This window comes from Amycolatopsis sp. NPDC004368 (assembly GCF_053602515.1).
The window spans coordinates 135,832-160,274 of the sequence record NZ_JBSGDT010000004.1 but is presented as its reverse complement, the minus strand read 5'-3'; the positions used below and the strand labels follow the sequence as shown (position 1 = coordinate 160,274).

The window sequence follows — 24,443 nt, the reverse complement described above, 5'->3', positions numbered from 1 at the left end:
CATGACTCCGCGTCCCCCATTCCGTGCCGACCACGTCGGGAGCCTGCTGCGGCCGCCGGTTCTCCGCGAAGCCCGCCGCCGGCACACCGCCGGTGAGATCACCGCCGACCAGCTGCGGGCCGTCGAGGACGACGCGATCCGCGACGTGATCAAGATGCAGAAGGTCGCCGGCCTGTCCTCGGCCACCGACGGCGAGTTCCGCCGCGCTTCGTGGCACATGGACTTCATCTACGCGCTCGGCGGCGTTTCGCAGAGCGACGAACGCCTGCACGTGAAGTTCCACAACCTCGCGGGCGACCTCGAGTTCAGCCCGCCCGGCTTGCAGGTCGACGGCCGCGTGCGCCTCGACGAACCGATCTTCGCCGAGCACTTCGCGTTCCTGAAGTCCCACGTGGACGCCGGCATCACGCCGAAGCTCACGATCCCCTCGCCCAGCATGGTCTACTACCGCGGCGGCCGGGCGGCGGTGAGCGAGGCCGTGTACCCGGACCTGGAGGAGTTCTTCGCCGACCTCGCAGGAGCGTACGCAGCGCAGGTGGCGGCGATGGGCTCGCTGGGGTGCGAATACCTGCAGCTCGACGACACGAGCCTCGCGTACCTCAACGACCCGGCGCAGCGCGAACTCGTGGCCCGCATGGGCGGCGACCCGGACACCCTGCACCTGCGCAACATCAAGACGGTCAACGCCGCCCTCGCCGACCGGCCCGCCGGCATGGCCGTGACGACCCACCTGTGCCGCGGCAACTTCCGCTCGTCCTGGGCGGCCTCGGGCAGCTACGAGTTCGTGGCCGAGGCGGTCTTCGGCTCGCTGGAGGTCGACGGCTTCTTCCTCGAATACGACGACGAACGCTCCGGCGGCTTCGAGCCGCTGCGGTTCGTGCCGCCGGGCAAGCGCGTGGTGCTCGGCCTGGTCACGACGAAGCGGCCCGAGCTGGAAGACCCGGACGCGTTGGTGCGGCGGATCGAAGAAGCGTCGCGGTACGTCGACATCGACCAGCTGTGCCTCTCCCCGCAGTGCGGCTTCTCCTCCACGGAGGAGGGCAACGAGCTCACCGCGGACGACCAGCTGCGGAAGCTGGAGCTGATCGTCGCCACCGCCGAGCGGGTGTGGGGCCGTTGATCTGAGCTCGACACGAAACGACCCGGACCTCGTGGTGAGGTCCGGGTCGTTCCAGTTCGAGGGCCGCAGGCGTCAGGGCGTCAGATGCAGAGGATCCCCAGCACACACGGCCGCTTGGTCGTGGACTGCGGCGGCTTCGGCGTCGTCGTCTGCGAGGCCGGCGGCTGGTCGGGCGAGCCGTTGCCCGCGCCGCCGGGCTGGGTGCCGGTCGGGGCGGTCGACGTCTCGGAACCGCTGGTCGCGGTGTTCGAGCCACTGCTGGTCGACGTGCCCGGCTCACCGCCGCCACGCGGGTTGAGCGGGTCGATGATCGAGGTGATCTTCGGGGTGCTGACCTCAGTGGTCTCGTCGTCGCTGCTCGAACCGGAGTCCTGCCCCTCGCCGGAGCCCGCGATCGTGGCCGGCGGCGGGTTCGACTCCGAGACGCCACCCGCACCGTCGGTGCGGTCGGGCATCTCGATGACCTTCATCTCGGTGAGGCGAGTGGCCTCGTCGTTCGCGGTGGTGCCGAAGCCCACCAGGATCGCCGCGGCGCCACAGCCGACCACCACGGCGGCCATCACGGCGACCATGCGCCAGCGTGACCGCGAAGGTGGTGGCAGACGTTCGCCCCAACCTTCGCGCACGAGCAGATCGGCGACCGAAACTTCTTCGTCCACCAGCGGGCCTTTCACCAGGAGTGGTCCATTCATACCGCACTGGGCCACCGAACGGGTGAATAATGACAGAAAGTTCTACGCAGTGTGCGTCACTCTAGCGGGTGAGAATCACAGCGGTTTCACAGCTGCCCTTAGCGAAACTCCCAGGATGCCCGGGAAACCTGGAGTGATGCTGCTGCGCGCCCGACAGCCGGTCACCCTCCGAGACTGGTGGACGCATCGGCTCATCAGCGACGGCGGCCCTACGAGAGTGACGCTGACCTGGCGCGCTGTGGCCCGCAGTGCCACCCGGGCGTTGCCGGGCCCGCGGACCACTCCGTTCACGTTCGGTTATCTCGTCATCCTGCTCGGCACCACGCTCGTGCTGCGCTTCGCCGACCCCGTGGTCACCGCGAAGCTGCTGCAGCTGTCGAGCACCGACGCCCACAACCTCTGGCGCCGCCCGCTCGTCTCCCTGCTCAGCAGCGCCCTCTGGCTCGCCGACGGCGGCTGGCTCGTGTACGCGATCATCTTCGCCATCGCCCTGGCCCCGCTCGAACGCCGCTTCGGGCCCCGCCGCGCGGCGATCGTGTTCTTCAGCGGCCACGTGCTGGCCACGCTCGCCACGGAAGTGCCCGTGATGCTGCTGATCAGCGGCGGCGTGCTGCCGACCACGGCGGGGCGCTGGCTCGACATCGGCGTGAGCTACGGCTTCTTCACCACGGCGGGTGCCCTCGTTTTCCTGCTGCGCGGGCGAGCCCGGATCGCCGCGCTGGTGGTGGTGGAGGTGTTCATCGCCGTCGTCTGGGTGTCCGATTCGCCCGGCAGCCTCGACTCCGTGGTCACGGTTCTGGGCCACGCCTGCGCGGCGCACTTCGGTTTCTTCTACTGGGGCCCGCGCCTTCGCGGCTCCGGGAATCGGCGTCTGCCGGGGCCCGCACCCAGGGAATTCGCGGGGACCGGGCCCAGCGGCAGGTGATATACGAAGGTTCCCCGGCGCATATACACAACTGATCCCTTGGTGGTGTAATCGACGAGCCACACGCCGACTCAGGGGGACCGGACGCACTATGGAGGCCGACGCCCTAGCTCAGGCGCAGCTCGCGGAGCTGGCCGAACGCTATCGGCGGCTCGTGGAACTGAGCGCCGACGCCACCTGCGTGCACGAAGCCGGCGTGATCACCTACGCCAATCCGGCGGCGCTCGATCTGTTCGGTGCCCAGGCCGCGGCCGAGGTCGTCGGCCGGCCCGTGACCGACTTCGTGGTGGCCGAACGCGATCGTGAAGCGGAGCCTTCAGGCCAACCGGTCGAAACGGTCGTCAAACGCGTGGACGGCAGCACGTTCGCCGTCGAGACGGTGTCCGTGCGCACGGGTTCGAAGAGTCAGGTCGTGATCCGCGATGTGGCCGGGCGCCGGGCCACTGCCGCGCAGGCCGCCCTGGTTTCCCAGGTCAGCGACGCGATCGTGGCGGTGAGCGCCGACGGTGTCGTCACCAGCTGGAACCAGGCCGCTTCGAACGTGTACGGCTGGGCTGCGGAGGAGGCCGTCGGCCGGCCGGTGTGCGAGACACTCGGCGTGGAGCCGGATCCCGCGACGATCCGGCTCGCGGGCGGCGTGGCGCAGCAGACGCACTACCACCGCGAAGGCACTCCCCTCTCGATCCGCGTTTCCGCAGCTGAGATGAATGACGGCTATGTGCTCGTCTGCGCTGATGAGACCGCGCGCCGCCGAGCGGAGCAGCACTACCGCACGGTGGTGGCGGCGCTCGACGAAGGCGTGCTGGTCGTGGGGCCGAAGGGCCTGATCGTGTCGGTGAACCCCGCCGCGAGCCGCATCCTGGGCGTGCCGGCCGACGAGCTGATCGGTGTCCCGTGCTCCTCGCTCGTGCTGTTCGACGAGTCCGGGCACCGGCTGCCCGAGGACGAGCTGCCGTCGGTCTCCACGCGCCGCACCGGCGTCACCTACAACGGTCTGGTCCTGCGCCTGCGCCGCCCCGACGGGCGGGATGTGTGGGTGTCGCTGACGTCGCGCCTGCTCGACCAGGACGATCCGGCCGGCGTCTCCGTGGTCACGTCGTTCACCGACATCACCGAGCGCCGCGCCATCAGCGCCCGCCTGGCCCACGACGCCACCCACGACCCGCTCACGCGCCTGGCCAACCGCACGCTCGTGCTCGACCGGCTCGATCGCCGCGACCGCGCGCACCCGACTGCGGTGCTGTTCCTCGACCTCGACAAGTTCAAGATCATCAACGACTCCCTCGGGCACTCGGTCGGTGACCAGGTGCTGCGGATCGTCGGCGAGCGACTGCGCCGCGCCACCACCGCGACCGACGTCGTGGGCCGCTTCGGGGGCGACGAGTTCGTGGTCGTCACCTCCGCGGTGGCGGCAGACGCCGAGGTGCGCTCACTCGCGGGACACCTGCGTTCGGTGCTGGCGGAGCCGATTTCCGTGCACGGCCGCCAGCTCCACGTCGACGCGAGCATCGGTGTGGTCCTCGTCGAGACGGGCGACGACCGCAGCGCCGAAGACCTCCTGCGCGACGCGGACATCGCGATGTACCAAGCGAAAGCCCTCGGCCGCGGGCGTTACGAGCTCTTCGACGTGTCCCAGCGCGAACGCATGCAGCGGCGCCTGCGCATGGAGCAGGACCTGCGCGACGCCGTCCACAGTGGACAATTGTGGCCCGCGTACCAGCCCGTGGTCGACCTGCACACCGGTGAGATGGTGGGTGTCGAAGCGCTGCTGCGCTGGACCCACCCCGGCCACGGCGCCATCTCACCCGCCGAGTTCATCCCGCTGGCCGAGGAAAGCGAGCTGATCAACGAGATCGGCAAGTTCGTGCTGCGCGACACCACCCGGGAAGTGGCTTCACTGCGCGATTCTCGAGGCCTGGACCTGTCGCTGAAGGTCAACCTCTCCGTGCGGCAGCTCGAGGATCCCCAGCTCGTGCCGGCTGTGCGCGACGCGCTCGCCACCACGGGCCTGCCGCCGTCCGCGCTGTGCCTGGAGGTCACCGAAAGCGCCCTGATGCGCGACGCGGCCGCCGCCGGGGAAGTGCTGGCAGCACTGCGTTCTCTCGGCGTCCTGCTCGCAATCGACGACTTCGGCACCGGCTATTCGTCGTTGGCGCAGCTGCGCCGCCTGACGTTGGACACCCTGAAGATCGACCGCTCCTTCATCACGGGCATCGCCGAATCCGGTGCCGCGGCGGCCATCGTGGCGAGCATCATCGCCATGGCACACGCGGTGGGCCTGACCGTGGTGGCCGAGGGCGTCGAGACGGCCGACGAGCTCGCGCTGCTTCGCCAGCTCGGGTGCGACCAGGCCCAGGGCTACCACCTGGGCCGGCCGCTGCCTGCCGCGGAGCTGTTCGCTCAATAGCGCTTCAGGAGTTCGCCGAGCTCTTCGCCGGTGAGCTCGATGTCCAGATCCAGCAACGTTTTCCCGAGATCCTCGGGCGCGATCGTCCGGGTTTCGTCCGGCCGGCCGGGCCGCGACTCGGTCAGCTCGTGGCCGATCAACGTGCGCAGCCGGCCGTCTTCCAGCCGCATGAGGATCAGCCGCCCGAAGAACACCGACTTCGGGTGCGTGGAGATGTAGTGGTGGTAGACCTCGTAGTCCACGGGCCGGCTGTGCACCTGGGTGAGGAACTCGTGGAGATCTTCCCAGGTGTCGCCGTTCTGCTTCTGGAAAACCCACCAGCCGTCCCGGCGGAGGAGCCGGTGCGGCCAGCCGCCCTGGTCCACGACCACGCCGTCCTCCAACGCCATCGGGTTGAGCATGTCCGACCCCGAACCCCACGTCGACGAGGTGCTGCGTGCCTTCGACGGTGACGATCAACGTCATGTGCGTGTTCTTGTACGCGCAGCGCGCAGGGCCCAGATGCAACCTCGCCCGCGGTGGAGGTCAAGCCTCGTGGACCACCTTGCGCACCTCCACCGCGGTGTACTGGGCATCGGGAATCTGGGCGGCGAGCTCCCGCGCCCGGTCTTCGTCCTTCACGTCGACGAGGTAGTAGCCGCAGAAGAACGTGTCGGCACCGTGCAGCAGGCCGGTTTCGTGGGCCACCTTGCCGTCGCGGACCCGGACGATCGTGCTGTTTTCCGGCTCGGCCAGCGCTTTGGTCTCGATGATCTCCGCGGCGTTCTTCTCCATGAACGCCCCGTGCCCGGCGTAGATCTCCTGCTTCGCGGCTTCGGGGAGGGTGCTCCAGAGGGCGGGGGTCATGTGGAGGGTGAGGAGGTACTTCATGGTGAGCTCCTTCGGTGTGTGGTTTCACCGGGTGGTCGGAGCTCGGTTCGGGTTCCGGACACGGGCGGCGGAAGTTTTCTGCCGTGATCCAGTGCGACAACGGTATGTTGTCAAGCATGTCCCCTTCCCGAGGCAAGCTCAGCCTGGAACGCGAGCAGGAGATCCTCCGGCAGCTGGACCGATACCTCCCGCCCGACCAGCGAGGTGAACACCCGGGACTCCCCGTGCTGCCGCTGCTCGTGAGCGTCGGCGCCACCAACGCCCCCTGCTTCGACGACGGCCGCGGCCTCCCCACCGCGGCGGACGTGACCGCCGAAGACGTCATCGCCGCCCTGAACCTCATGCCCAAATCCGCCACGGCCTCGACGAGACGGAGGTCCGCCTCATCGAGGCGGGCCTGGACCGCGGCGAGACTTTCGAGTCGCTGGGCGCCGCCCAGGGCTTGAGCCGCCAGGGAATGCGCCAGCGCTACCAACGCCTCGGCGGCACGCGAAGGTGGTCAGGTCAGTGAGCCCTGACGACCGCGAGTGGGCGCTGTTCACGCACCACATCGACCCCCACGCGCGAACGGTGATCGCCGCCGCGGACCCGTGGACCGCGTACGCCGCCGCCGCCAAGATCCCGGCGACCTTGCTCGACGACTTGGCGTCGTCGCCCCACGGCGGAGCCGTCTACACCACCTGGGCCGAGCTGGCTGACATCTACGAGACCGGAAAAACGCCGATCCCCGACGCGCACACCGTCCTCCGCCACGCCGCGAAAGCTTGGCTCGAACGCCCCTCCGAACCGAACAGCACCTTCCTCGACGACTGGCTGCGCCTGGCCACCGACGCGATCACCCACCTGTACACCAGGGACGGCGGCTTCGGGAACTCGCTCGCTTAGTCGGTGAATTCAGCGGATTCGCGACCCAGGGTCGGCCGCGTGAACCACTCGGTCCACGCCGGGGTCGTACCCGAGGACCGGGTGCGCCGAGTCGCCTTCCGGCGTCAGCAGGACCGACTTCCCGAGCGTCCGGCCGATCGCGCGAAGCAGGCCGCACAAGACGTTCACGCCGGCCTGGCCCTGTAGCGTGCCAATCCTCTGCCGACCCACCGGCGACCGAGACGTCGGGAAGCGCGCCCATCAGGTGGGGATCGAAGAAGCTTCTGACTTCGCCCCAGAGCAGGTCCGGCATCACCTCATCCTGCCGGTCCCCGCGCGCAAATCCGGTCCGAGATCCCGCAGATCTCACGCACAGCGGACAAGTCCCCCAAACCGTCACTGCCGGTGATCACGAGTGGATCTCCGACAGCGGGAATTCCAGGAACATCCGGCAGGATTCGGGACATGCGTTTGTCTCGAAGATTCATCGCCGCCGCCTTCGTGGCGACGGCTGCCGCAGGGTGCTCGACCGGTGGCAGCGGTGCCGTGGTTGCGGCGCCGCCGGCCTCCACCAGCAGCCTGCCGACCACCACCAGCAGTAGCGCCCCTCCCCCGGCGCCGTTCGTGCCTGCGGCGTCCCCGGCACACCTCAGTGCGGCGTGCCCGTTCTTGTCCCCTGCGGAGTTCGCGAAGACGTTCGACAACACAGACGTCGACGCCAACAGCGAACAACCCCGGACACACCAAGACCAGTTCACCGCCTACAACTGCGAGTACCACCTCGCCGATCCTCCCGGTACCCACATGGGAACCCTGTCGGTCGGCGGTGTGCCGTCGGTGCTCTCCCCGCAGAAGACGCTGCAGCTGTTCAGCGAGACCTGCACAGATGACGTGCAGTCTCTCTACGAAGCCGCGATGTACTGCTACGGCAAGGACGGCGGCACCGACGTCGTGGTCGTCAAGCCGAGCCATGGTGAGATCCGCCTCGCGGAGCTCTCCCTGATAAACCCTCCCGACGGCACGAGGCGGGACGAATACACCGCAGTGATGAAGACCATCGAAGGCCGGCTGTAATCGCCATCCCCTCTTCGTGGCCCGTTCAGGTCACGAAGAGGTGTGAGTACCGACCAGGCGCCGGAAACGAGAAACCGCCCCGACGTGAGTCGAGGCGGTTTCTGGGCTTGTGGCCAGGGCCGGGGTCGAACCGGCGACCTTCCGCTTTTCAGGCGGACGCTCGTACCAACTGAGCTACCTGGCCGGGAACGCCGGCTAGGAGCCGAACGATCTTGCGACCCTGACGGGACTCGAACCCGCGACCTTCGCCGTGACAGGGCGACGCGCTAACCAACTGCGCCACAGGGCCTTACTGGTACTGCGTCTAACTTGTACTGCGTACTCCCAACGGGATTCGAACCCGCGTTGCCGCCTTGAAAGGGCGGAGTCCTAGGCCACTGAACGATGGGAGCCCAGCCGGTTTCGGCGAACCGACCGACCGCGCTCTCAGGTTCCCCCGGGAGCGATTACAAGCATAGGGCACGCCGCCACGGCCTCACACCGGGGGGTGACTAACGCTCCAGCAAGGTCATGACCTGCGACAACACCCATCGTACGGGCCGCTGACCCGACCCGAGCCGATCTCGGCCGCCGACGGGGGCGCCCGGGGATCGCCGGCGAGCGGTGCAACCAAGGCGGACACACCGGCCCGAGGCAGGAGAAGACGGCTCAACCCGAGCAACAGATCGCCCGTGCGGACGCGGCAGGGAGCGACAGCCACCCCAACGGCATCAGCCATCAACAGATCGCCACAGTCAGCAACGACCGGCAGTCAGCAACGACCGGCAGTCACCACGCAGGCCCGACAGCCGGCAGGCCCGAAACCCAATCCGTCAACAACTCACACAGCAGCGCGCCATCGAGCCATCCCGCAGCCAGGCCACAGCAGAGGCCAGACCTCACCGCTGCACAGGTGCCTGTCCACCCTCGTCGAGATCCAGGCCCAGCATCTCCAGCAGCTGGACGCAGTCCTCGACCCCCAGCGCACCGTTCGCGACGGCCAGGCGGGCGCGCCGCACTTGGTCGTCGGAGACACGTTGGGCGTCGGTGGCCCCGCGCTGTGTCGGGACGCCGCCGCCGGTCAGCGACGTGCTGCCTCCATCGGCACCTTCGTACCGAAGGAGGAACTGTCGAACTTCCACAGACCCGCTCATGGCCCCTCCATCCGGTTCTGAACAACTGGCCGCGAGGCTAACCAGAGCGAAGCGCCACAGGCAGCCCCCCGGAGAGTGAACCTGGGAACACTCTCCGCACAACCCTGCGCAATCGCCGAAAACATTCACAAGATCGTGAATGTGAAGCGGAGTGTGGATTTCTCACGGGTTCCACTCGCCCAAGCCCGGAACTCGTGCAACAATCGATGGTGCTGACACACCCCCGGTCAGCGCCTGTGGAGATCCCCTCCGACCCCCGCGTTCCTCCCCCTGGCGCGGGGGTCTCTCCATTTCTGCAGTTCCCGCATCCACCTGCGGAAACGTATCGCGAACCCGAGGTCGACCCTCAGTCATTGAACGGCGTTTACCGCTGGGCTGATCAGGTGATCGAATAGGCTCAATGAGCGACTGAATTGTGTGTGTCGTGTCTCACAGTCGTTTGTTTGCCGAGACCCAACCGTTATCGTGTTCGCGTGCCTCTTCCCTCACTCGGCCGCCTCGGCAGCCGTACGAACCTCAAGGCCGTCTCGTCCGGACGGCACCGCAACGCCGCCAAGCCGGCGGGCGACGAAGTCGTCGAGGACACGGAGCTCACGAGCTACCTCGCGGCACTCGCCCCGGACTCGGACCCGGAGAGCACCGGGACCGGCAAGCGCTTCGGCGAAGCGCAGGTGTACCAGCTTCGCATGAACCTCATCGCGAGCCAGCAGCTCAAGGATCTCGCCAACGAGCGCGACATCTCCCCGCAGGCGCTGGCGATGGAGTGGATCCTCGAACGACTCTCGTGGGAGGGCCAGGCGGCGTCGGCCCAGGAGCGCCGGCACTCCGACGCGCTCACCGAAGAATTCAGCTTCCCGCAGGGCGCCTTCGAGCAGCCGCTGCTCCCCCGCTGACTCACAGCGAACAAAAGCCCCCGGCCACCCTGGTCGGGGGCTTTTCCGTGACCACAAGTCACGCTGTGTCAACAAACCGTGCCACCCCAGGCACAGGGAAACCCCCGGCGAGCGACTCGCCGGGGGTTTCCTTACTCAGGCCTGAGAAAACGCGTTGGGCCTGTCTCAGATCGGGCGGACCTTCTGGGCCTGCGGGCCCTTCTGGCCCTGGCCGACCTCGAACTCCACTCGCTGGTTCTCCTCGAGGGTGCGGAAGCCGCGACCATCGATCTCCGAGTAGTGGACGAACACGTCACCCTCACCGCCATCCTGAGCGATGAAGCCGAAGCCCTTCTCCGCGTTGAACCACTTCACAGTGCCTTGCGCCACCGCTGTACTCCTCGTAACAGATCCGCTTCGAATGCCACCGAAGCGGCACCCCGGCCGTCCCGGGCGGTTCCAACGAGTCGAGCGAAGAGCTGTCGGGCCCCACGGCTCGCGTCAGAAGTTCCGCGAGTGTGAAGCCACGAACACGCAAAACGACGGCCTGCTCAGCAGCCTACCGGGATCTGGCCAAATCTGAAGCCCGTGATCTCGCAGATCGGTTCACAGACCCGCACGTCACCGGAACGTCGTATCGCCGCCTACGCAGCGCTGTCGGTGACCCCGGTTACGCTGACTGAGCACGGCCGCGCCGGGCATCACCGTGCACTTCCTGGAGTCGTCTGGACCCCCTACGTGAGCATTGCCAGAGTTAGTGTGACATTGGTCACCCTCTGATCGATCAACGTTCGAGCTCTTCGGGACGTCTGGGTGGTTGGGGATGTCCAGGGGAGATTGGGGATCGGTGTGACCATCCGGCGAAAGTTCACCCGCCGCAGCGCGGGCATCGCGGTTCTGGGGGTCGTCGCCGCGCTCACGCTCGGTGCGTGCAGCAGCGATCCGGGCACGGTCAGCGCCAGCGGCCAGGCCGGCATCGGCGGGGGCCCGACGCAGGCCGCGCCCGTCGGCAAGCCGGCCGCCCTCACGCTCGCGCCCGCCGCAGGAGCGAAGGACGTGGCGCCGGGTGATCCGGTGAAGGTGGCCGTCGCCGACGGCACGATCGACTCCATCACGCTCACGAACCCCGACGGCAAGCAGGTGCAGGGCCAGCCGTCGTCGGACAAGAAGAGCTGGAGCACCACCGAGGACCTCGGCTACGGCAAGACCTACACCTGGTCCGGCCAGGCGACCGGAACCGACGGCAAGCCCGTGCAGATCAGCGGCGCCTTCACCACGGTGAAGCCGCGCCGGCAGATGGCGGGCAGCCTGAACGTCGGCGACGGGCAGACCTACGGCATCGCGATGCCGATCGCGCTCACGTTCCCGAGCGCGGTGAAGGACAAGGCGTCGGTGGAGAAGGCGCTGTCGGTGGAGACCACGCCGAAGACCGAGGGCTCGTGGGCCTGGCTCAACGGCGACACCTCCGTGCACTGGCGCCCGAAGGAGTACTTCGCGCCGGGCACCGAGGTGAAGGTCAACGCGAACATCTACGGCGTGTCCATGGGCAACGGCACGTACGGCCGCCAGGACGTCTCCGCGAGCTTCAAGATCGGGCGCTCGCAGATCGTCAAGGGCAACACGACGCAGCACCGCATGCAGGTGATCCGCGACGGCCGGCAGGTGATGGACTTCCCGGTCAGCTACGGCCTCGACTCCGACCCGGGCCGCGTCACCCACAGCGGGGTGCACGTGGTGATGTCGAAGCACGCGACGTACTCGATGAGCAACCCGCGCTACCACTACACCGACGTGAACGTGCCGTGGGCCGTGCGCATCTCCAACAACGGCGAGTTCATCCACGGCCTCGCGTCGTCGGTGTGGGCGCAGGGCAAGAAGAACATCTCGCACGGCTGCCTCAACCTGTCGCCGGCGAACGCGAAGACGTACTACGACAGCGTGCTGCCGGGCGACCCGGTGGAGATCACGGGCAGCACGCAGACGCTGACGTCGAAGGACGGCGACTATAGCGACTGGACCTACGACTGGGCTTCGTGGAGCAAGTTGTCCGCGGTGTGAGGTTGGGTCTTCGACGAACGGCCGGGGGTGGACTCTCCCGGCCGTTCGTCGTTTCGGCGCTCGGAAAACTCGAGGCAACCCCGGGCGGCGCGGGCGGCATGACCAGGGCGGAAGAGGCGCCGCCGTCGGGGGTGCTCGTGAGTTCGAGGAGCTTGTTGTGCGTATTCGTTTCGCGGTGGGTGTCGGGGCTTTGCTGCTGGCCGGTGGCGCGTTGACGGGTGGGGCGGTGGCGTTCGCGCGGCCGGCGCCGCCCTCCTCGCAGCCGACCCGGGTGACCCCGCCGGCCCAGGCCCCCTCGTCGGCGCCGACCGAGCGGCCGGGCACGCCGCCCACCGCCGTCCCGACGCGGGTGGCTCCCCCGGTGAAGGCGCCGGGCGCCGTACGCGTGCCCACGGCGATCCCCGCGGGCCCGACCGGTGACCTGAACCTGCCGGCCATCTGGGGCTGATCGCGCAGGTGATCTCCCCCTCTCGTCCGGAGCCCGGGCCGAGCTCGCCGTGGGACGGCGAGTTCGCCCGGTACTTCGGCGAGCGCGCGCACAGCCTGCGCGTCACCGCGTACCTCCTGTGCGGCGACTGGCACCGCGCCGAGGACCTCACGCAGGCCGCGCTGCTCAAGCTGTACCTCGCCTGGCCGCGCCTGTCCCGGCACGACAGCCTCGACGCGTACGCGCGCAAAGTCGTGCTCCGCACGTTCCTCGCCGAGAACCGCCGCAGCCGCTGGAAACGCGAACGCCTGACCGACGCCCCACCCGACGTCCCCACCCACGACGCCGAATCCGAACACGACATGCTGGTACGCCAGGCCCTCGCGGTGCTGGGGCCCCGCCAACGCGCCGTGCTGGTGCTGCGTTACTTCGAAGACCTGTCCGTCGACGAGACGGCCGCCGCGCTGGGCTGCAGCACCGGCACGGTGAAGAGCCAGGCCGCCCGCGGCCTGGCCACACTGCGCAACCGCCTGGGGCCGCACTTCGCGGCTGTGGCCGTTTCCGGAGGGAGGTGACTGGTTTTGATGGACCCTCGTTCTGGTGACGAGTTGGGTGATGCCGGCTCGGAACTTGGTGGTTCGGGGCCTGGTGGTTCGGGGCCTGGTGGCGTTGGCGGAGGCAGGTCCGGCGCTGGCTTCGGCGATGACCGGTCCGACTCCCGACCCAGCGGCTTCGGCGCCGACACGGGACCGAGCGACCTCGACTCCGCCACCGACCTGCGCGCCCTGTTCTCCACTCTCCCGGACGGCCCGCCCCTCTCCCTTTCCGCAGCCGACGTCATCACCGACGGCGCCCGCATCCGGCGACGCCGCAAGCGGCTCGCGGTGGCGGCCAGTTCTGTGGCCACCGCGGCGGTGCTGGTCGTCGCCGGGCTGGCCGTGGGGTTCACGGCCGGGCGCCACGGGCCGGGGACGCCGGTGCAGCCCGCCGCGCCGGGGTTGTCGACCGTCGCACCGCCCCCTCCGAAGCAGCAGCAGCCACCCGTCGTGCCGCCGTCCGCGGTGAAGACCACTGCGGGCAGCGAAGCCACGCCGACCCGCTCACCGGCCCAGACGCCGGGCCGGCCGATCTCCTCCGTGCCCCGCGCGCCGGGGCGCATACCGCCGCCGCCGGTGTCTTCCGGCCAAAGGGGCGCGCCGCCGGTGGCGAGCACGAGATGAGGCGCGCTCTCACTCAGTGAGGCGAACAATCCCCAGGTCAACCGCCAGTTACCCGAACCCGGCAAGGGTGGCCGACGTCACCCCGCCGAGGTGGGTTTTCGGCGAAATATCCGGCGGTCTTGTGGCGATGTGTCCTGTGGTGGCCGTTGAAGGAGCCGCCGGGACAACTGCTCAGCCGGCGAAGGACAGCGAGCCGGCCCGAGAATTCGAGGAGGAAGCAAAAATGGTGTTCGCCGCGTTGATGATCGAGACCGTAGTAGCTGTTGTGGTCGCCGGTGGGCTGGCGGCGTGGGCGCGGAAGCGGTTTGCTGCTCCTCGTCCGGTCGAGGTTCGCTGAGCCCGATAGGTCCACAGTAGACATAAGGCGGCCCGCCCCCGAGCAACGAAGGGGGCGGGCCGCTTGTCCGAACAACACTCAGCGGGTGGCGCCCGCCAGCTTGCCGCCCGTGTCGGCGGTGTCGATCTGCTCGATCGGGACCTGCGAGGTCTCCGGGATCTTCAGGATCGGCACCAGCGCGATCGCGGCCGCGATGATCAGGTAGTACGCCGGCCAGTCGTTGTTGCCCGTGCCCTGGATCAGGGCCGTCACGACGACACCGCAGGTACCGCCGAACAGCGACGTCGAGACGTTGTAGCCGATCGCGAACGAGCCGTAGCGCACCCGCGTCGGGAACATCGCCGGGAAGGTCGAGCCGATCACGGCCAGCATCAGCACCAGCAGGAACGCGACGATGCCGAACCCGACGATCAGCCACAGGATGCTGCCCGACTGCATCAGCTTGATGCTCGGCCAGCTCAGCACCAGGAACCCGATCGCGGCGGTGAGCAGCAGCGGTTTCCGCCCGATCCGGTCGGACAGCGCACCCAGCGGCAGGATGATGGCCGCCTGCACCACTTCCACGCCGATGATGATCAACGTGGACGTGTTGTCGTTGATCTTCAACGTGTCCGTGAAGTACGTCGGCATGGTCGTGAGCAGCATGTAGTCCGCGATGTTGAGCAGCAGGACGATGCCGATCAGGTTCAGGATCATGCGCCAGTTGCGGGTGAAGGTCTCCTTCAGCGGCGCCTTCTTCGGCTTGCCGCCCGAAGCCTCCAGCCGCTTGAACTCCGGCGTGTCCTCGAGCCTGGACCGCAGGTACAGACCGATGAGGCCCAGTGGCAGCGCCACGAAGAATGGGATGCGCCACGCCCACGCCTCGACCTGGTCGGCCGGCAGGGAAAGCGTGACCGCGAGCACCACGACGTTGCCCAGCACGTAGCCGCTCAGCGTGCCCAGTTCCAGGAAGGACCCGAAGAAACCACGGCGTTTCGTCGGCGCGTACTCGGCGATGAACGTTGCCGCGCCACCGTATTCGCCGCCTGTGGAGAAGCCCTGGATCAAGCGCAGCAACAAGATCGCGATCGGCGCCGCGATGCCCATGCTGTACGGGCCGGCGTACGTCGGCAGCACACCGACCAGGAACGTACAGCCCGACATCAGCAGAATGGTGATCGCGAGGACCTTCTGCCGCCCGAGTTTGTCGCCCAGCGGGCCGAAGAACGCCCCACCGAACGGCCGCACGATGAAGCCGACCGCGACCAGCGCGAGGGACTTCAGCACGGCGTTGCCCTCGCCGGGGAAGAAGACCGTACCGATGCTGGTGGCGATGGCGCCCGAGGTGAAGACGCCGTAGTCGTACCACTCGGTGGCGTTACCCATCGCCGACGCGAGGACTGCCCGTTTGACGGTTCTCTGGTCCACGTCCGGTGTTTTCGCCGTTGCCTCGCTCATCCCCGCGACGACCTCCTCGTACGCGACCCAGTAGCTCCGATACAGCTCATTTCCCGAGTGTTGTCCCGCCGGGATTGATCGGCAGTGTGAGTCGCGAAAGTTCTACCGTACGGAATTTTCCGACTACTGTGCGCTGAGGAAATCCGGCGCCGCAGGTCAGGCCGCGTACCGCGAACGGCTACTCGCGGGTTAACGTCCAGGCATGAGTCGTGTTTCTGGACCGTGGCCGCCGGTGTCCGTGGAGCCGCCCGCCGTGCACCCGAAAGCGCCCGAACCGGGCACCGAGCTGGGCGTGCACTTCGACGAGTGCTTCGGCTGCGGCGACGACCTCGACGCGGGGCTGCGCCTGCGCTCGGTCGTCGGCGAGAGGCACACGGTGCTCTCGAAGTTCACCGTCACACCCGCCCACCAGGGCGCGCCCGGTCTCGCGCACGGCGGGCTGCTCGCGTGCGCGTTCGACGAGGCCCTCGGCAGCGCCGTCGGCAACCTGCTGCGCCGCCCCGCCGTGACCGGCAAGCTCGAGACGGACTTCCGCCGCCCGGTGCCCGTCGGCTCGACGCTGCACATCGAGACGCGCCTCGACGGCACGGCGGGCCGCAAGATCTACGTCTCCGCCGACGGTCGCCTCGACGCCCCGGACGGACCCATCGCCGTGAGCGCGCGGGCCCTGTTCGTAGCGGTCGGGTTCGAGCACTTCACGACCCACGGCGACGCCGAAGCGTTGCAGAAGCTCGCCGCGGCGCGCGAGAAGCAGACGCGCAAGGAGTGGGAGATCAATCCCTGACCTGATGATCAAAGTGCTTGGCACCGCACGAAAGTCCCCTTGAAGTCGGCCCGCTTGCACGTCCTTCCCGGCACTTGTCGTGGGCAGGATGCGAGCGATCCCCGACAAGGGGGAACTCTCATGTCCGAATCAGTGATCGACGTCTTCGACCGGCTCACCAACGCCGAGCCGCCGGCCGAAAGACGGGTCGTGGTCGAAACCGCCTGCGTACTCGGCGGAAGCATCGGCGGTCTGCTGGCCGCGCGGGTGCTGGCGGATCACGCCGAGCGGGTCGTGATCGTCGATCGCGACGAACTGCCCGCGGAGCCCGGGGTCCGCCACGCCGTTCCCCAGGGCGCCCAACTGCACACGTTGGTGCCGGGCGGCGTGGCGTGGCTCGACCGGTGGCTGCCTGGCTTCAGCGCGGAGATGGTGGAAGCCGGCGCGACCTTGGCGCAGCTGAACGAGTACGCCATCCTCTACGACGGCCACCGCCAGGCGTCGAACGACGCCGAGATCCGGTCGATCCTGGCCGGTCGGCCGCTGATCGAGACCCGGATCCGCAACCGCGTGACCGCGCTGCCGAACGTCACCGTCGTCCGCGGGCAGGTGACCGGCCTCGAGTTCGGCGACGAAGCCGTGACCGGCATCCGCTACACCGCCGACGAGACCGAGCACGTCCTGTCCGCCGGCTTGGTCGTGGACGCCCTGGGCCGGGCGAGCCGGGTGTCCGACTGGCTCGGTCGCGCGGGGTTCGACCAGCCCGCCCTCGAACGGCTGGCCGCTCCCCTGACCTACGCGAGCGCGGTGTTCGAGCGCACCAAGCCGGCTGATGAGTTGCCACAGAAGGGTGCTGTGTCGATGCACTCGCCGGGGCACGCCGAGGGTGGCCTGGCACTCGCGGTGACCAACGCGATCGAGGACGACCAGTGGATCGTCACGGTGATCGGCTTCGACGAGGACCGCCCCGCCCGGACGGTCGACGAGATGCGCGCGGTCGTGGCGCCGCTGTTCCCGCTGTTCCACGAGGCGACGAGCGGGCGCGCGGTGCGGGACATCGAGACGTTCCACCAGGCCGAAAGTCGGCGGCGGCGCTTCACCGGGCTCCGGCGGTTCCCGGCTCGGCTGGTGAGCGTGGGTGACGCGGTGGCGTCGTTCAACCCGATCTACGGCCAAGGCATCAGCTCGGCGGCGCTGCACGCGTCGTGCCTGTCCGCGTACCTGCGCGGTGAGCCCGACCCCGCCGCGCCGGCCGAGGAGTTCTTCCGGCTGCTGGAGGTTGTCGTGGACGCGGTGTGGGCCGTGTCGGCCTCCGGCGGCCAGGCACGGCTCGATGCGGCCAGTGGCCGTGAGGTGCCGAGGACGTTGTGGTCCAGCGCGAGGCCTCACAACAGATCGCGGCGGCGGCCCTGGTCGACGGCCACATCGCCACGGAGTTCAACGAGGTCGCGTTCATGCTGCGGCACCCGGGCGTGCTCGCGGATCCGGCGTTCGTCGCCCGTGTGCAGGCGGTGACCGAGGGCATCGAAACACCTTCGGGTAAGGCGTCGCTGGCAGAATGAGCGCAGCGGCCGGACGGGGCGGCCGTGTCGAGATGCCGGGGATCGGATGACCGAATCGCCGATCGAGAATCTTCGAGCGGCTCGCACAGGCCTGTCCGCCGGCCAGTGGTCCCGTCGTGCCCGATACCGCCTGTGTGGTGGGCGGGAGCATCGCGGCGCTCCTGGCGGCGCGGGTGCTGTCCGACCACGCGCGCCGGCTCGTCGTCGTGGAGCGCGACGAGGTCGCCGGGGTCGGGGCAGCGGGCCGTGGGGTACCCCAGGGGACGCAGATGCACACGCTGCTGTCGATGGGCGGGTCGTGGCTGGACCGCTGGTTCCCGGGTTTTCTCGCAGCGGCGGCGGGTTTCGGTCGCGGCGGTCAACGCGATCGAGAACCGGCGCTGGATGGTGCTGCTGATGGGGGCACGGGGAGGACCGCCCGGGCAGCACGGTCGAACAGGTGCGCACGGCGTGCGCCTCGCTGCACCCGCTGTTCGGCGAGGCGGCACACGGGCACCAGTGCGCGGGGAGCCGGATCTGGGCCGGTCGGCCACGCTCGTCGACGGCGGGGTGGCGGCGGCGTTCGAGGACGTCTCGCACATGCTGTGCCACCCGGATACGTTGCCGGCGCCGGATTTTCTCGAACGCGTCAGCGCCATCACCGGACCGGCGGCGCTGCCCGAGCCTCGGCAGCGTGACGGGGCGCCGGTTCAGGCCTTCTCGAACAGGATTGCGCGCGCCTGCTCGGCGGCGCGCGTGATGCTCTCCGCGACGAAGTCGACGAACCGCGCGATGTTCTCCAGCCGCGCGGCGGCCGGGCTGTCGCGGCCCAGGATCTCGACGCCCTGGCGCGCGGTCTCGGCGAGCTGGGCGTTGGCCTTCGCGCCGGCGAGCACGGACTGGTACCAGACCTCGTTGTCGGCGAAGTAACGCTCGCGGCGGCGCTCGTCGCGTTCGCGCGAGATGAGGCCGAGGCCTTCCAGGAGGGACACGGCTTTCGACACGGACGCGGGGCTGACCTGCAGGTGGCGCACCAGCTCGGCGGCGGTGACGCTGCCGTCGTCGCTGATGTAGAGGCAGGTCAGGGCGCGGCCGGCCATGCGCGGGAGGCCGGATTGCATGAGGAGGACGGTGAAGGTCTCTTCGTATTCGCGGATGGCGTCGGCGTCGCGACCGTGGGGTAGCTGTTGGGGCTGGGGTTGTTTCGGGGTTTTCGTCGTTCGGCGGCGGGTGCGCAGCGTGGTGGCGTGGTGGGCGAGGTCGGCGCGGTAGGCGGTGGGGCCGCCGTTGCGCATGACCTCGCGGGTGATCGTCGAGGTCGGGCGGTCGAGGCGCCGGGCGATCTCGGCGTACGCGAGGCTGTCGGCGAGGCCGAGGGCGATCTGCTGGCGCTCTTGCTGGGTGAGCCGGCCGGGCGGGTGCAGTTCATCGCCGCGGACCGCGCCGACACCACCGTCGAGGTCCGCCCGGTCGACGCCTCGAAGTCCCGTGACGTGAAGATCGCCGAGCAGGCCACCGTCGCCTTCACCGACGGTGTGCTGCGCGTCGAGGCTCCGGCCGCCAGCAACCAGATCCTCGGCGCATCGGGCTCGGTCGAGGTCACGGTGCAGCTGCCCGCCGGCTCGGCTGTCTCGGCCACCGCCGCAGCCGCCGACCTCCGCGGCGTGGGCCGCCTGGGCGACGTCACCTTCGACGGCTCCTCCGGCACCATCAAACTCGACGAGGCCGCGGAGGTCACCGTGACCACCTCCGCGGGCGACATCTCGGTGGGCCGCCTGGGCGGCGCGGCGTCGATCACCACGGGCAAGGGCGACATCTCCATCGCCTCGGCCGCCGGCGGCGCGTTGTCGCTGCGCACTTCGGCCGGCGACGTTTCGGTGGCGGCCGCTGCGGGGGTGTCGGCTTCGCTGGACGCGGGGACGTCCTACGGCCGGGTGCGTAACTCACTGGTCTCGGCGGGTGCACCGTCGCTGACGATCACGGCGACAACGGAGTACGGGGACATCACGGCCCGCAGCCTGTGAGGGGTTGCTTCTGGGGTTGGGTGAGCGGGAGCGGCGCCGGGAGTAGCGGCCGGCGCTGCTCCTGTTTGTTCCGGGCCTACGTAAAAGTCCGCGGCCGGATCGAGTTCGCGCGGTCCACCAGCGCCACCCGGTCCTCCGTCGACCCCGCCAACCGGGCCAGAGTGCGGTAACACCGCTCCAACCCGAACCTCACGTCCCGTTCCTCGAGCGCATACCCGAGGACCTTCGAAGTCTCGGCGGGAGACGAAGCCGCAGGCGTGCGCAGCCAGTCATAAGCAGCTTCCAGAACCTCAGCCGACAAGCGGGTCCGCCGCTCGGCGTCGAGGTTCAGACGTTCCAGTCGCAGGGAAGCGTCGAGGAGATCCTGCTCCGAAATACGCGACTGCTCAGCGGCGTGCGTCTTGATCTTGATCGCCGCCACCTGTGCGTCGATGTAGTGGGTCGACGTGGCGGGCACCATTTCCAAGACCTCAACCGCGCCGGCGCGGGCACCCTGGGCCAGGTACACGCGGGCGAGGCCGAAGGCGGCGCTCACGTAGGTCCGGTCCGTCCGCCAGACGAGCTCGTAGTAGCGCGCCGCGCCGAAGTAGTCGCCGACACCCTCGGCGCTGACGGCCAGGGCGAGCTTGGGTGCGATTTCGCCGGGGAGGTCGTCGTACACGGCTTCGAAAGCAACGTGCGCGACGCGGGGGCGGCCGCCGGCCAGTTCGATGAGGCCGCGGTACCAGTCGATGCGCCAGTCGTGCGGGAAACCGTTGCGGATGGCCAGGTACTGGGCCGCCTGGAGCTGGCGTTGGGCTTCCACGAACTCGCCCAGCTCGATGCGCGCGCGGACGATGCGCAGGCGTACCTCGATGGACTCGCGCGGTGCGCCGGCGAGCGCTTCGATGGCTTCGCGAGGATCGAGTGCGGTGGTGGTGGCCAGGACGCCGGCGGCGGGGTCATCGGTGTCGACCTGGGGAATCGGCAGGCCCGCGACGACCTCGGCGGGCTCGGGCAGCGGCACGGAGGTGCCGGCTTCGGGCACGACGAGGTGCACGCCGAACGTCCGGCTCTCCGGCCCGAACACCGTCGACGCGGCCGGGCGCGGTTTGCCCGTGCCGAGCGCCATGATCTCGCGCAGCACACCCGTGAGCTGGTCGGCCATGTCCTCGGCGGCGAGGAAGCGCCGGTCCGGGTCGACGTGCGTCGCGCGCTTCAGGAAGCGGTAGTAGGAGCCGAACAGCGCGAACAGCGGCACCGCGTCCGGGCCGGGCAGCGTCGACTTGAACTTCGTGGTGTAGCCCTGGAACTCGAAGCTCAGCACGGCCAGCGTGCGCCCGACGGTGTACAGATCGCTCGAAATCGACGCGCCCTGCGTGGCCAGCTCGGGCGCGCTGTAGCCGGTGGTGAAGAAGAGCGGGCTCTCGTAATCGTCCACGCGCCGGACGGCACCCAGGTCGATCAGCTTCAGCTGCTCGTGGGTCTGGATCACGTTGTCGGGCTTGAGGTCGCAGTAGAGCAGGCCCTGGCTGTGGAGGTAGCCGAGCGCGGGGAGGATCTCGAGGCCGTACGCGATGACCTGCCCGATCGGCAACGGCTCGGGACGCTTGCTCTCCCGGTGGTGCTGCAGGGCGAGCTGGCGCAGCGACTGGCCGCCGACGTACTCCATCACGATGTAGCCCACGGACGTGCCGGTCTGCGCGTCCGGGTGCTGCACGAAGTTGTGGATCTTGACGATGTTCGGGTGCTCGACCTCGGCGAGGAACCGCATCTCGTTGGCGGCGGCGGCCATCGCGGTCGCGTCGCCCGTGTCGATCAAGCCCTTGAGCACGACCCAGCGGTCGGAGACGTTGTGGTCCTGCGCCAGGTAGATCCAGCCGAGGCCGCCGTACGCGAGGGCGCCGAGCACCTCGTACTGGCCGCCGACGAGCTCGTGCGGCTGCAGCTTCGGGAGGAACGAGAACGGCGTGCCGCAGTTGTCGCACTTGCCTTCGGGGTTGCCGGGCAGCTCGCCCTTGCCACGACCGACCTTCGCGCCGCAGTTGCCGCAGAAGCGCTTTTCCTCGGAGACGACGGGGTTCGCGAGCACGGCCGTGGCGGGATCGCGGTACGGCACCGGCGGCACGTCGATCAGCCCGGCGCCCAAGCGGCCCCGACGCGAGCGCCGGCTGGACGTGCGGCTGCCGGTCCGGCGCGACGTGCCGGGGAACGAGCCCGTGCCACTGCTGCCCTGCGAACCGCCTTCGCTGCGGCTGCCGGTGCCGTGGCCTTCACTGCGGCTCGCGGCGACGACGCTGTCCGTGCCCGGATCCGGCAACGCGTCCTGCGGCTGGACCCGCGGCGACGGCGGCATGATGCTCTGCGTGCCGGGACTCGGGTTCGCGAGCACGCTGGTGGGCATCGGCGCCGCGGGGTCGACGGGGGCGACCGGCTGCTGCGACTGCGGGAGGATCACCGGCGCGAGGTCACCCGGGGGGCGGGTGGCATCTTCGGGGGTTGGGTTTTCTTCGCTTGGTCCCGGTGTTTCCTGCGCCGGGGTAGCGGCCTGGCCGGGCTGCTTCCAGGGGATCGCCGAGCCGGTGCCCGGGTTCGTGGCGGGCTCGGCCGCGCGGTTCGGCTGCTCGGTACCCGGACGGCCCGAGGCCGCGCCGGAGTCTGAACGGCCGGCGTCCGGATTCGCGGTCGGCTCAGCGACGCGGTTGGGACCGGTGTTCGCGGCGGGCTCGCCTGTGCGGTTCGGCTGCTCGGCGCTCGGGCGGCCCGGGTTCGCGGCTGGGGCGGCAGCGCGGCCGGTGCCGGGGTTCGAACCAGGCTCAGCGACGCGGTTGGGGCCGGTGTTCGCAGCGGGCTCGGCGGCGCGGTTCGGTTGCTCGGCAGCGCGGCCGGTGCCAGGGTGCGCTCCGGGCTCCGCGACGCGGTTGGGCTGCTCGGGGTTCGGGCGGCCGGGGGCGTACTGACCACCCGGGTGGGGCTGGCCCTGGGTGCCGGGGTGGCGTTGCGCGCCGGTGTGGGACACGGGCGGGTAGCCGGGGCCCTGTGGGTACGGCCGGGATGGGGACTGCGGCGACTGCGGGTGCGGCGGGTAAGCCTGGCTCTGCGAAGGAGGCTGCTGCCCGAAGGGCGACTGCGGGTAGCCGGGGTTCGGCATCGGCTGGCCGGAGCCAGGCTGGCCAAGACCACTTTGGCCCTGCTGGCCCTGGGACTGCCCTGGGCCTTGCGGACCGGGAGCGCCCTGCGACGGCTGGCCTGAACCAGGGAATCCGGGACCGCCCTGACCCTGTGTGCCGGAAGCCCCCTGGGGCTGCCCTTGCTGCCCGGCGGAGGGCTGACCGGGCTGACCCTGCTGGCCCTGCTGACCCTGGAACGGTCCCGGGTACTGCGCCTGAGGCACCCCCTGCGCAGGCCGGTACACGGGCGTGTTGATCACCGTGGGTGACTCGGGATCCGGCCGGGCGCCCGGATCGAGCCGCCCGGACACCGACGGCTCGGGTGTGTCCCAGCGAACGGGCGGCGGCGGTGTCCACGAGGGCGTCTCGGCGCCCGCGCTCTCGTCCGGCGCGGCGTGCCGAGGACGGCGCGGCTCCTCCGACACAACAACCTCCCGAGATCCCCGCGGCAAAACTCCCTGGATGATCCTAGTCGGGTGACCCGCCGCGGGGGGCCGGACGCCTGGGGAAGCCCCTGATCACCCCGATCGGACTACTGGTACTTCGGCGTCGGCGGTGAGGCCGGGCCCAGGCGGGCGCCGACCCACTTCTGGTAGCTCGCCTGCCAGCTGCCGTTGGTGCGGGTGGTCTCCAGCACCGAGTTCACGTACCGCACCAGGTCGGGCTCGTCCTTCGGGATGCCGATGCCGTAGTTCTCCGTGGTCATGGGCGAACCGGCGACCTTCACGGTCGGGTCCTGGGCGGCCATGCCGGCGAGGATGGTGTCGTCGGTGGAGACGGCGTCGACCTGGTGTTGCTGGAGCATGATGAGGCAGTCGGACCAGTTGTCGACCGAGACGGCGGTGGGGTGTGCCGGGTCGGTGGCGATCTTGGCGAGCGAGGTGGACTGCTTGGTGGCGCAGACGCGCTTGCCCTTCAGGTCCGACAGCGACTCGGCGTTCGAGGCCTTCGGGACGAGGATCTTCTGGCCGGCGACGTAGTAGACCGACGAGAACGCAACATCCTTCAAGCGCGCACAAGTGATCGAATACGTCCGCACCACCACGTCCACCTGGTGGTCCTTCAGCACCTGCTCACGCTGCGACGACGCGATCGCCCGGAACTGCACGTGGCCCTCGGCCGAGCCGAAGATCGCGGCGGCGATCTGGTTGACCATGTCGATGTCGAAGCCCTCGAGGTTGCCCGTCTTGGGGTTGCGGAAACCGAACAGGTACGTGGTCTGGTCGACACCCGCGATCAGCTTGCCGCGGGCCTTGATCTTCGCGACGGACGTGGACGCGGCCGAGGCGCCCGCCGGCGAGAGGCTCGCGGTGGGGTCGCAGCTGGTGTCGGCCGAGCCGCCGGCGGAGGCGTCGGGGCCGCCGACGTCGGCGGGCATCGGCCAGGCCGCGTCACTCACCGGGGCCAGTTTCACCGGCTGGGGAGCCGTGCCGCACGCGGTGGCCAGGATCGCGACCACCGCCAGTGCGGCCGCCCGGAACAAGTGACGCGACCGAATCACCGGTACTCCCTCAATCTCCGCCACGTGCC

24 protein-coding genes and 3 tRNA genes are annotated in these 24,443 nt (G+C 69.4%); 15 read left to right on the top strand and 12 right to left on the bottom strand.

The window, feature by feature from the left end; all coding sequences use genetic code 11:
* The first annotated feature begins 1 nt into the window (after position 1).
* Positions 2 to 1,120 carry a 5-methyltetrahydropteroyltriglutamate--homocysteine S-methyltransferase gene (locus tag ACWEOE_RS09040; RefSeq protein WP_452006073.1) on the top strand — a complete coding sequence of 373 codons (1,119 nt, stop codon included), beginning with the start codon at positions 2 to 4 and terminating at the stop codon, positions 1,118 to 1,120.
* Positions 1,121 to 1,200: 80 nt separating this feature from the next.
* On the opposite strand, the gene ACWEOE_RS09035 is transcribed toward ACWEOE_RS09040, so the two are convergent.
* Positions 1,201 to 1,779: a hypothetical protein gene (locus ACWEOE_RS09035; RefSeq protein ID WP_452006072.1), complete on the bottom strand. Its 579-nt coding sequence runs from the start codon at positions 1,777 to 1,779 to the stop codon at positions 1,201 to 1,203.
* A gap of 250 nt (positions 1,780 to 2,029) precedes the next feature.
* Here ACWEOE_RS09035 and ACWEOE_RS09030 point away from each other — a divergent pair, with 250 nt between their 5' ends.
* Together ACWEOE_RS09030 and ACWEOE_RS09025 are read left to right on the top strand one after the other, a co-directional pair.
* On the top strand, positions 2,030 to 2,737 hold the full coding sequence (locus ACWEOE_RS09030; RefSeq protein ID WP_452006070.1) for a rhomboid-like protein: 708 nt from the start codon (positions 2,030 to 2,032) through the stop codon (positions 2,735 to 2,737).
* Between the two features lie 91 nt (positions 2,738 to 2,828).
* Positions 2,829 to 5,144 (top strand): sensor domain-containing protein, encoded by a 2,316-nt coding sequence (locus ACWEOE_RS09025; protein ID WP_452006068.1) that lies wholly within the window; start codon positions 2,829 to 2,831, stop codon positions 5,142 to 5,144.
* Here the strand turns inward: ACWEOE_RS09025 and ACWEOE_RS09020 are convergent.
* Complete coding sequence (locus tag ACWEOE_RS09020) at positions 5,138 to 5,533, bottom strand: arylamine N-acetyltransferase (RefSeq protein ID WP_452006067.1); 396 nt, start codon at positions 5,531 to 5,533, stop codon at positions 5,138 to 5,140. The genes ACWEOE_RS09025 and ACWEOE_RS09020 overlap by 7 nt on opposite strands.
* Positions 5,534 to 5,669: 136 nt before the next feature.
* Positions 5,670 to 6,014, bottom strand: coding sequence for a YciI family protein (locus tag ACWEOE_RS09015; protein WP_452006064.1), 345 nt, complete (start codon positions 6,012 to 6,014; stop codon positions 5,670 to 5,672).
* A gap of 116 nt (positions 6,015 to 6,130) precedes the next feature.
* Here ACWEOE_RS09015 and ACWEOE_RS09010 point away from each other — a divergent pair, with 116 nt between their 5' ends.
* From ACWEOE_RS09010 to ACWEOE_RS09000, 3 genes are all read left to right on the top strand, one after another.
* The gene (locus ACWEOE_RS09010; RefSeq protein ID WP_452006062.1) at positions 6,131 to 6,460 is read left to right on the top strand and encodes a hypothetical protein; all 330 of its coding nucleotides are present in this window, start codon (positions 6,131 to 6,133) and stop codon (positions 6,458 to 6,460) included.
* A gap of 61 nt (positions 6,461 to 6,521) precedes the next feature.
* Positions 6,522 to 6,899, top strand: a complete 378-nt coding sequence (locus ACWEOE_RS09005; protein WP_452006060.1) for a hypothetical protein — start codon at positions 6,522 to 6,524, stop codon at positions 6,897 to 6,899.
* A 444-nt stretch (positions 6,900 to 7,343) separates the two neighbouring features.
* Entirely contained in the window at positions 7,344 to 7,952 is a 609-nt protein-coding gene (locus ACWEOE_RS09000; protein WP_452006058.1) for a hypothetical protein, read from the top strand.
* Positions 7,953 to 8,062: 110 nt separating this feature from the next.
* Here the strand turns inward: ACWEOE_RS09000 and ACWEOE_RS08995 are convergent.
* The 4 genes from ACWEOE_RS08995 to ACWEOE_RS08980 all read right to left on the bottom strand — a co-directional run bounded on the left by ACWEOE_RS08995 (position 8,063) and on the right by ACWEOE_RS08980 (position 9,085).
* Positions 8,063 to 8,136: transfer RNA gene (locus tag ACWEOE_RS08995), tRNA-Phe, on the bottom strand.
* 31 nt (positions 8,137 to 8,167) lie between these two features.
* Positions 8,168 to 8,241, bottom strand: a tRNA-Asp gene (locus ACWEOE_RS08990).
* Positions 8,242 to 8,271: 30 nt separating this feature from the next.
* Positions 8,272 to 8,344: transfer RNA gene (locus tag ACWEOE_RS08985), tRNA-Glu, on the bottom strand.
* A 486-nt stretch (positions 8,345 to 8,830) separates the two neighbouring features.
* Positions 8,831 to 9,085 carry a hypothetical protein gene (locus ACWEOE_RS08980; RefSeq protein WP_452006056.1) on the bottom strand — a complete coding sequence of 85 codons (255 nt, stop codon included), beginning with the start codon at positions 9,083 to 9,085 and terminating at the stop codon, positions 8,831 to 8,833.
* Between the two features lie 473 nt (positions 9,086 to 9,558).
* Between ACWEOE_RS08980 and ACWEOE_RS08975 the strand changes: the two genes are divergently transcribed.
* A complete protein-coding gene (locus tag ACWEOE_RS08975; protein ID WP_452006053.1) occupies positions 9,559 to 9,978 on the top strand; it encodes a hypothetical protein in 420 nt (139 codons plus the stop codon).
* Between the two features lie 165 nt (positions 9,979 to 10,143).
* Here the strand turns inward: ACWEOE_RS08975 and ACWEOE_RS08970 are convergent, their stop codons facing one another.
* On the bottom strand, positions 10,144 to 10,347 hold the full coding sequence (locus ACWEOE_RS08970) for a cold-shock protein (protein WP_020669570.1): 204 nt from the start codon (positions 10,345 to 10,347) through the stop codon (positions 10,144 to 10,146).
* Positions 10,348 to 10,806: 459 nt separating this feature from the next.
* Here ACWEOE_RS08970 and ACWEOE_RS08965 point away from each other — a divergent pair, with 459 nt between their 5' ends.
* The 5 genes from ACWEOE_RS08965 to ACWEOE_RS08945 all read left to right on the top strand — a co-directional run bounded on the left by ACWEOE_RS08965 (position 10,807) and on the right by ACWEOE_RS08945 (position 13,999).
* On the top strand, positions 10,807 to 12,015 hold the full coding sequence (locus ACWEOE_RS08965; RefSeq protein ID WP_452006050.1) for a L,D-transpeptidase: 1,209 nt from the start codon (positions 10,807 to 10,809) through the stop codon (positions 12,013 to 12,015).
* 157 nt (positions 12,016 to 12,172) lie between these two features.
* Positions 12,173 to 12,463: a hypothetical protein gene (locus ACWEOE_RS08960; protein ID WP_452006047.1), complete on the top strand. Its 291-nt coding sequence runs from the start codon at positions 12,173 to 12,175 to the stop codon at positions 12,461 to 12,463.
* An 8-nt stretch (positions 12,464 to 12,471) separates the two neighbouring features.
* Positions 12,472 to 13,017 carry a SigE family RNA polymerase sigma factor gene (locus ACWEOE_RS08955; protein ID WP_452006044.1) on the top strand — a complete coding sequence of 182 codons (546 nt, stop codon included), beginning with the start codon at positions 12,472 to 12,474 and terminating at the stop codon, positions 13,015 to 13,017.
* A 9-nt stretch (positions 13,018 to 13,026) separates the two neighbouring features.
* The gene (locus ACWEOE_RS08950) at positions 13,027 to 13,662 is read left to right on the top strand and encodes a hypothetical protein (protein ID WP_452006042.1); all 636 of its coding nucleotides are present in this window, start codon (positions 13,027 to 13,029) and stop codon (positions 13,660 to 13,662) included.
* A gap of 67 nt (positions 13,663 to 13,729) precedes the next feature.
* Positions 13,730 to 13,999, top strand: a complete 270-nt coding sequence (locus tag ACWEOE_RS08945; RefSeq protein WP_452006039.1) for a hypothetical protein — start codon at positions 13,730 to 13,732, stop codon at positions 13,997 to 13,999.
* Positions 14,000 to 14,077: 78 nt separating this feature from the next.
* Here the strand turns inward: ACWEOE_RS08945 and ACWEOE_RS08940 are convergent, their stop codons facing one another.
* Complete coding sequence (locus tag ACWEOE_RS08940; protein WP_452006036.1) at positions 14,078 to 15,436, bottom strand: MFS transporter; 1,359 nt, start codon at positions 15,434 to 15,436, stop codon at positions 14,078 to 14,080.
* A 202-nt stretch (positions 15,437 to 15,638) separates the two neighbouring features.
* Between ACWEOE_RS08940 and ACWEOE_RS08935 the strand changes: the two genes are divergently transcribed.
* Together ACWEOE_RS08935 and ACWEOE_RS08930 are read left to right on the top strand one after the other, a co-directional pair.
* Positions 15,639 to 16,220, top strand: coding sequence for a PaaI family thioesterase (locus ACWEOE_RS08935; protein ID WP_452006034.1), 582 nt, complete (start codon positions 15,639 to 15,641; stop codon positions 16,218 to 16,220).
* 120 nt (positions 16,221 to 16,340) lie between these two features.
* A complete protein-coding gene (locus ACWEOE_RS08930; RefSeq protein WP_452006032.1) occupies positions 16,341 to 17,714 on the top strand; it encodes an FAD-dependent oxidoreductase in 1,374 nt (457 codons plus the stop codon).
* Positions 17,715 to 18,450: 736 nt separating this feature from the next.
* Here the strand turns inward: ACWEOE_RS08930 and ACWEOE_RS08925 are convergent.
* The gene (locus ACWEOE_RS08925; protein WP_452006492.1) at positions 18,451 to 19,122 is read right to left on the bottom strand and encodes a MarR family transcriptional regulator; all 672 of its coding nucleotides are present in this window, start codon (positions 19,120 to 19,122) and stop codon (positions 18,451 to 18,453) included.
* 3 nt (positions 19,123 to 19,125) lie between these two features.
* Here ACWEOE_RS08925 and ACWEOE_RS08920 point away from each other — a divergent pair, with 3 nt between their 5' ends.
* Positions 19,126 to 19,764, top strand: a complete 639-nt coding sequence (locus ACWEOE_RS08920) for a DUF4097 family beta strand repeat-containing protein (protein ID WP_452006489.1) — start codon at positions 19,126 to 19,128, stop codon at positions 19,762 to 19,764.
* A gap of 76 nt (positions 19,765 to 19,840) precedes the next feature.
* Here the strand turns inward: ACWEOE_RS08920 and ACWEOE_RS08915 are convergent, their stop codons facing one another.
* Together ACWEOE_RS08915 and ACWEOE_RS08910 are read right to left on the bottom strand one after the other, a co-directional pair.
* On the bottom strand, positions 19,841 to 22,147 hold the full coding sequence (locus tag ACWEOE_RS08915) for a tetratricopeptide repeat protein (RefSeq protein WP_452006486.1): 2,307 nt from the start codon (positions 22,145 to 22,147) through the stop codon (positions 19,841 to 19,843).
* A 1,298-nt stretch (positions 22,148 to 23,445) separates the two neighbouring features.
* Positions 23,446 to 24,414 (bottom strand): glutamate ABC transporter substrate-binding protein, encoded by a 969-nt coding sequence (locus ACWEOE_RS08910; RefSeq protein ID WP_452006029.1) that lies wholly within the window; start codon positions 24,412 to 24,414, stop codon positions 23,446 to 23,448.
* Positions 24,415 to 24,443 lie beyond the last annotated feature (29 nt).

Coding starts and splice junctions, on each gene's coding strand:
- ACWEOE_RS09010 (WP_452006062.1), top strand. CDS start 6,131: ATGTCCCCTTCCCGAGGCAAGCTCAGCCTGGAACGCGAGCAGGAGATC.
- ACWEOE_RS08950 (WP_452006042.1), top strand. CDS start 13,027: ATGGACCCTCGTTCTGGTGACGAGTTGGGTGATGCCGGCTCGGAACTT.
- ACWEOE_RS08935 (WP_452006034.1), top strand. CDS start 15,639: ATGAGTCGTGTTTCTGGACCGTGGCCGCCGGTGTCCGTGGAGCCGCCC.
- ACWEOE_RS08980 (WP_452006056.1), bottom strand. CDS start 9,085: ATGAGCGGGTCTGTGGAAGTTCGACAGTTCCTCCTTCGGTACGAAGGT.
- ACWEOE_RS08915 (WP_452006486.1), bottom strand. CDS start 22,147: ATGCCCACCAGCGTGCTCGCGAACCCGAGTCCCGGCACGCAGAGCATC.
- ACWEOE_RS09020 (WP_452006067.1), bottom strand. CDS start 5,533: ATGGCGTTGGAGGACGGCGTGGTCGTGGACCAGGGCGGCTGGCCGCAC.
- ACWEOE_RS09040 (WP_452006073.1), top strand. CDS start 2: ATGACTCCGCGTCCCCCATTCCGTGCCGACCACGTCGGGAGCCTGCTG.
- ACWEOE_RS09000 (WP_452006058.1), top strand. CDS start 7,344: ATGCGTTTGTCTCGAAGATTCATCGCCGCCGCCTTCGTGGCGACGGCT.
- ACWEOE_RS08940 (WP_452006036.1), bottom strand. CDS start 15,436: ATGAGCGAGGCAACGGCGAAAACACCGGACGTGGACCAGAGAACCGTC.
- ACWEOE_RS08930 (WP_452006032.1), top strand. CDS start 16,341: ATGTCCGAATCAGTGATCGACGTCTTCGACCGGCTCACCAACGCCGAG.
- ACWEOE_RS09025 (WP_452006068.1), top strand. CDS start 2,829: ATGGAGGCCGACGCCCTAGCTCAGGCGCAGCTCGCGGAGCTGGCCGAA.
- ACWEOE_RS09015 (WP_452006064.1), bottom strand. CDS start 6,014: ATGAAGTACCTCCTCACCCTCCACATGACCCCCGCCCTCTGGAGCACC.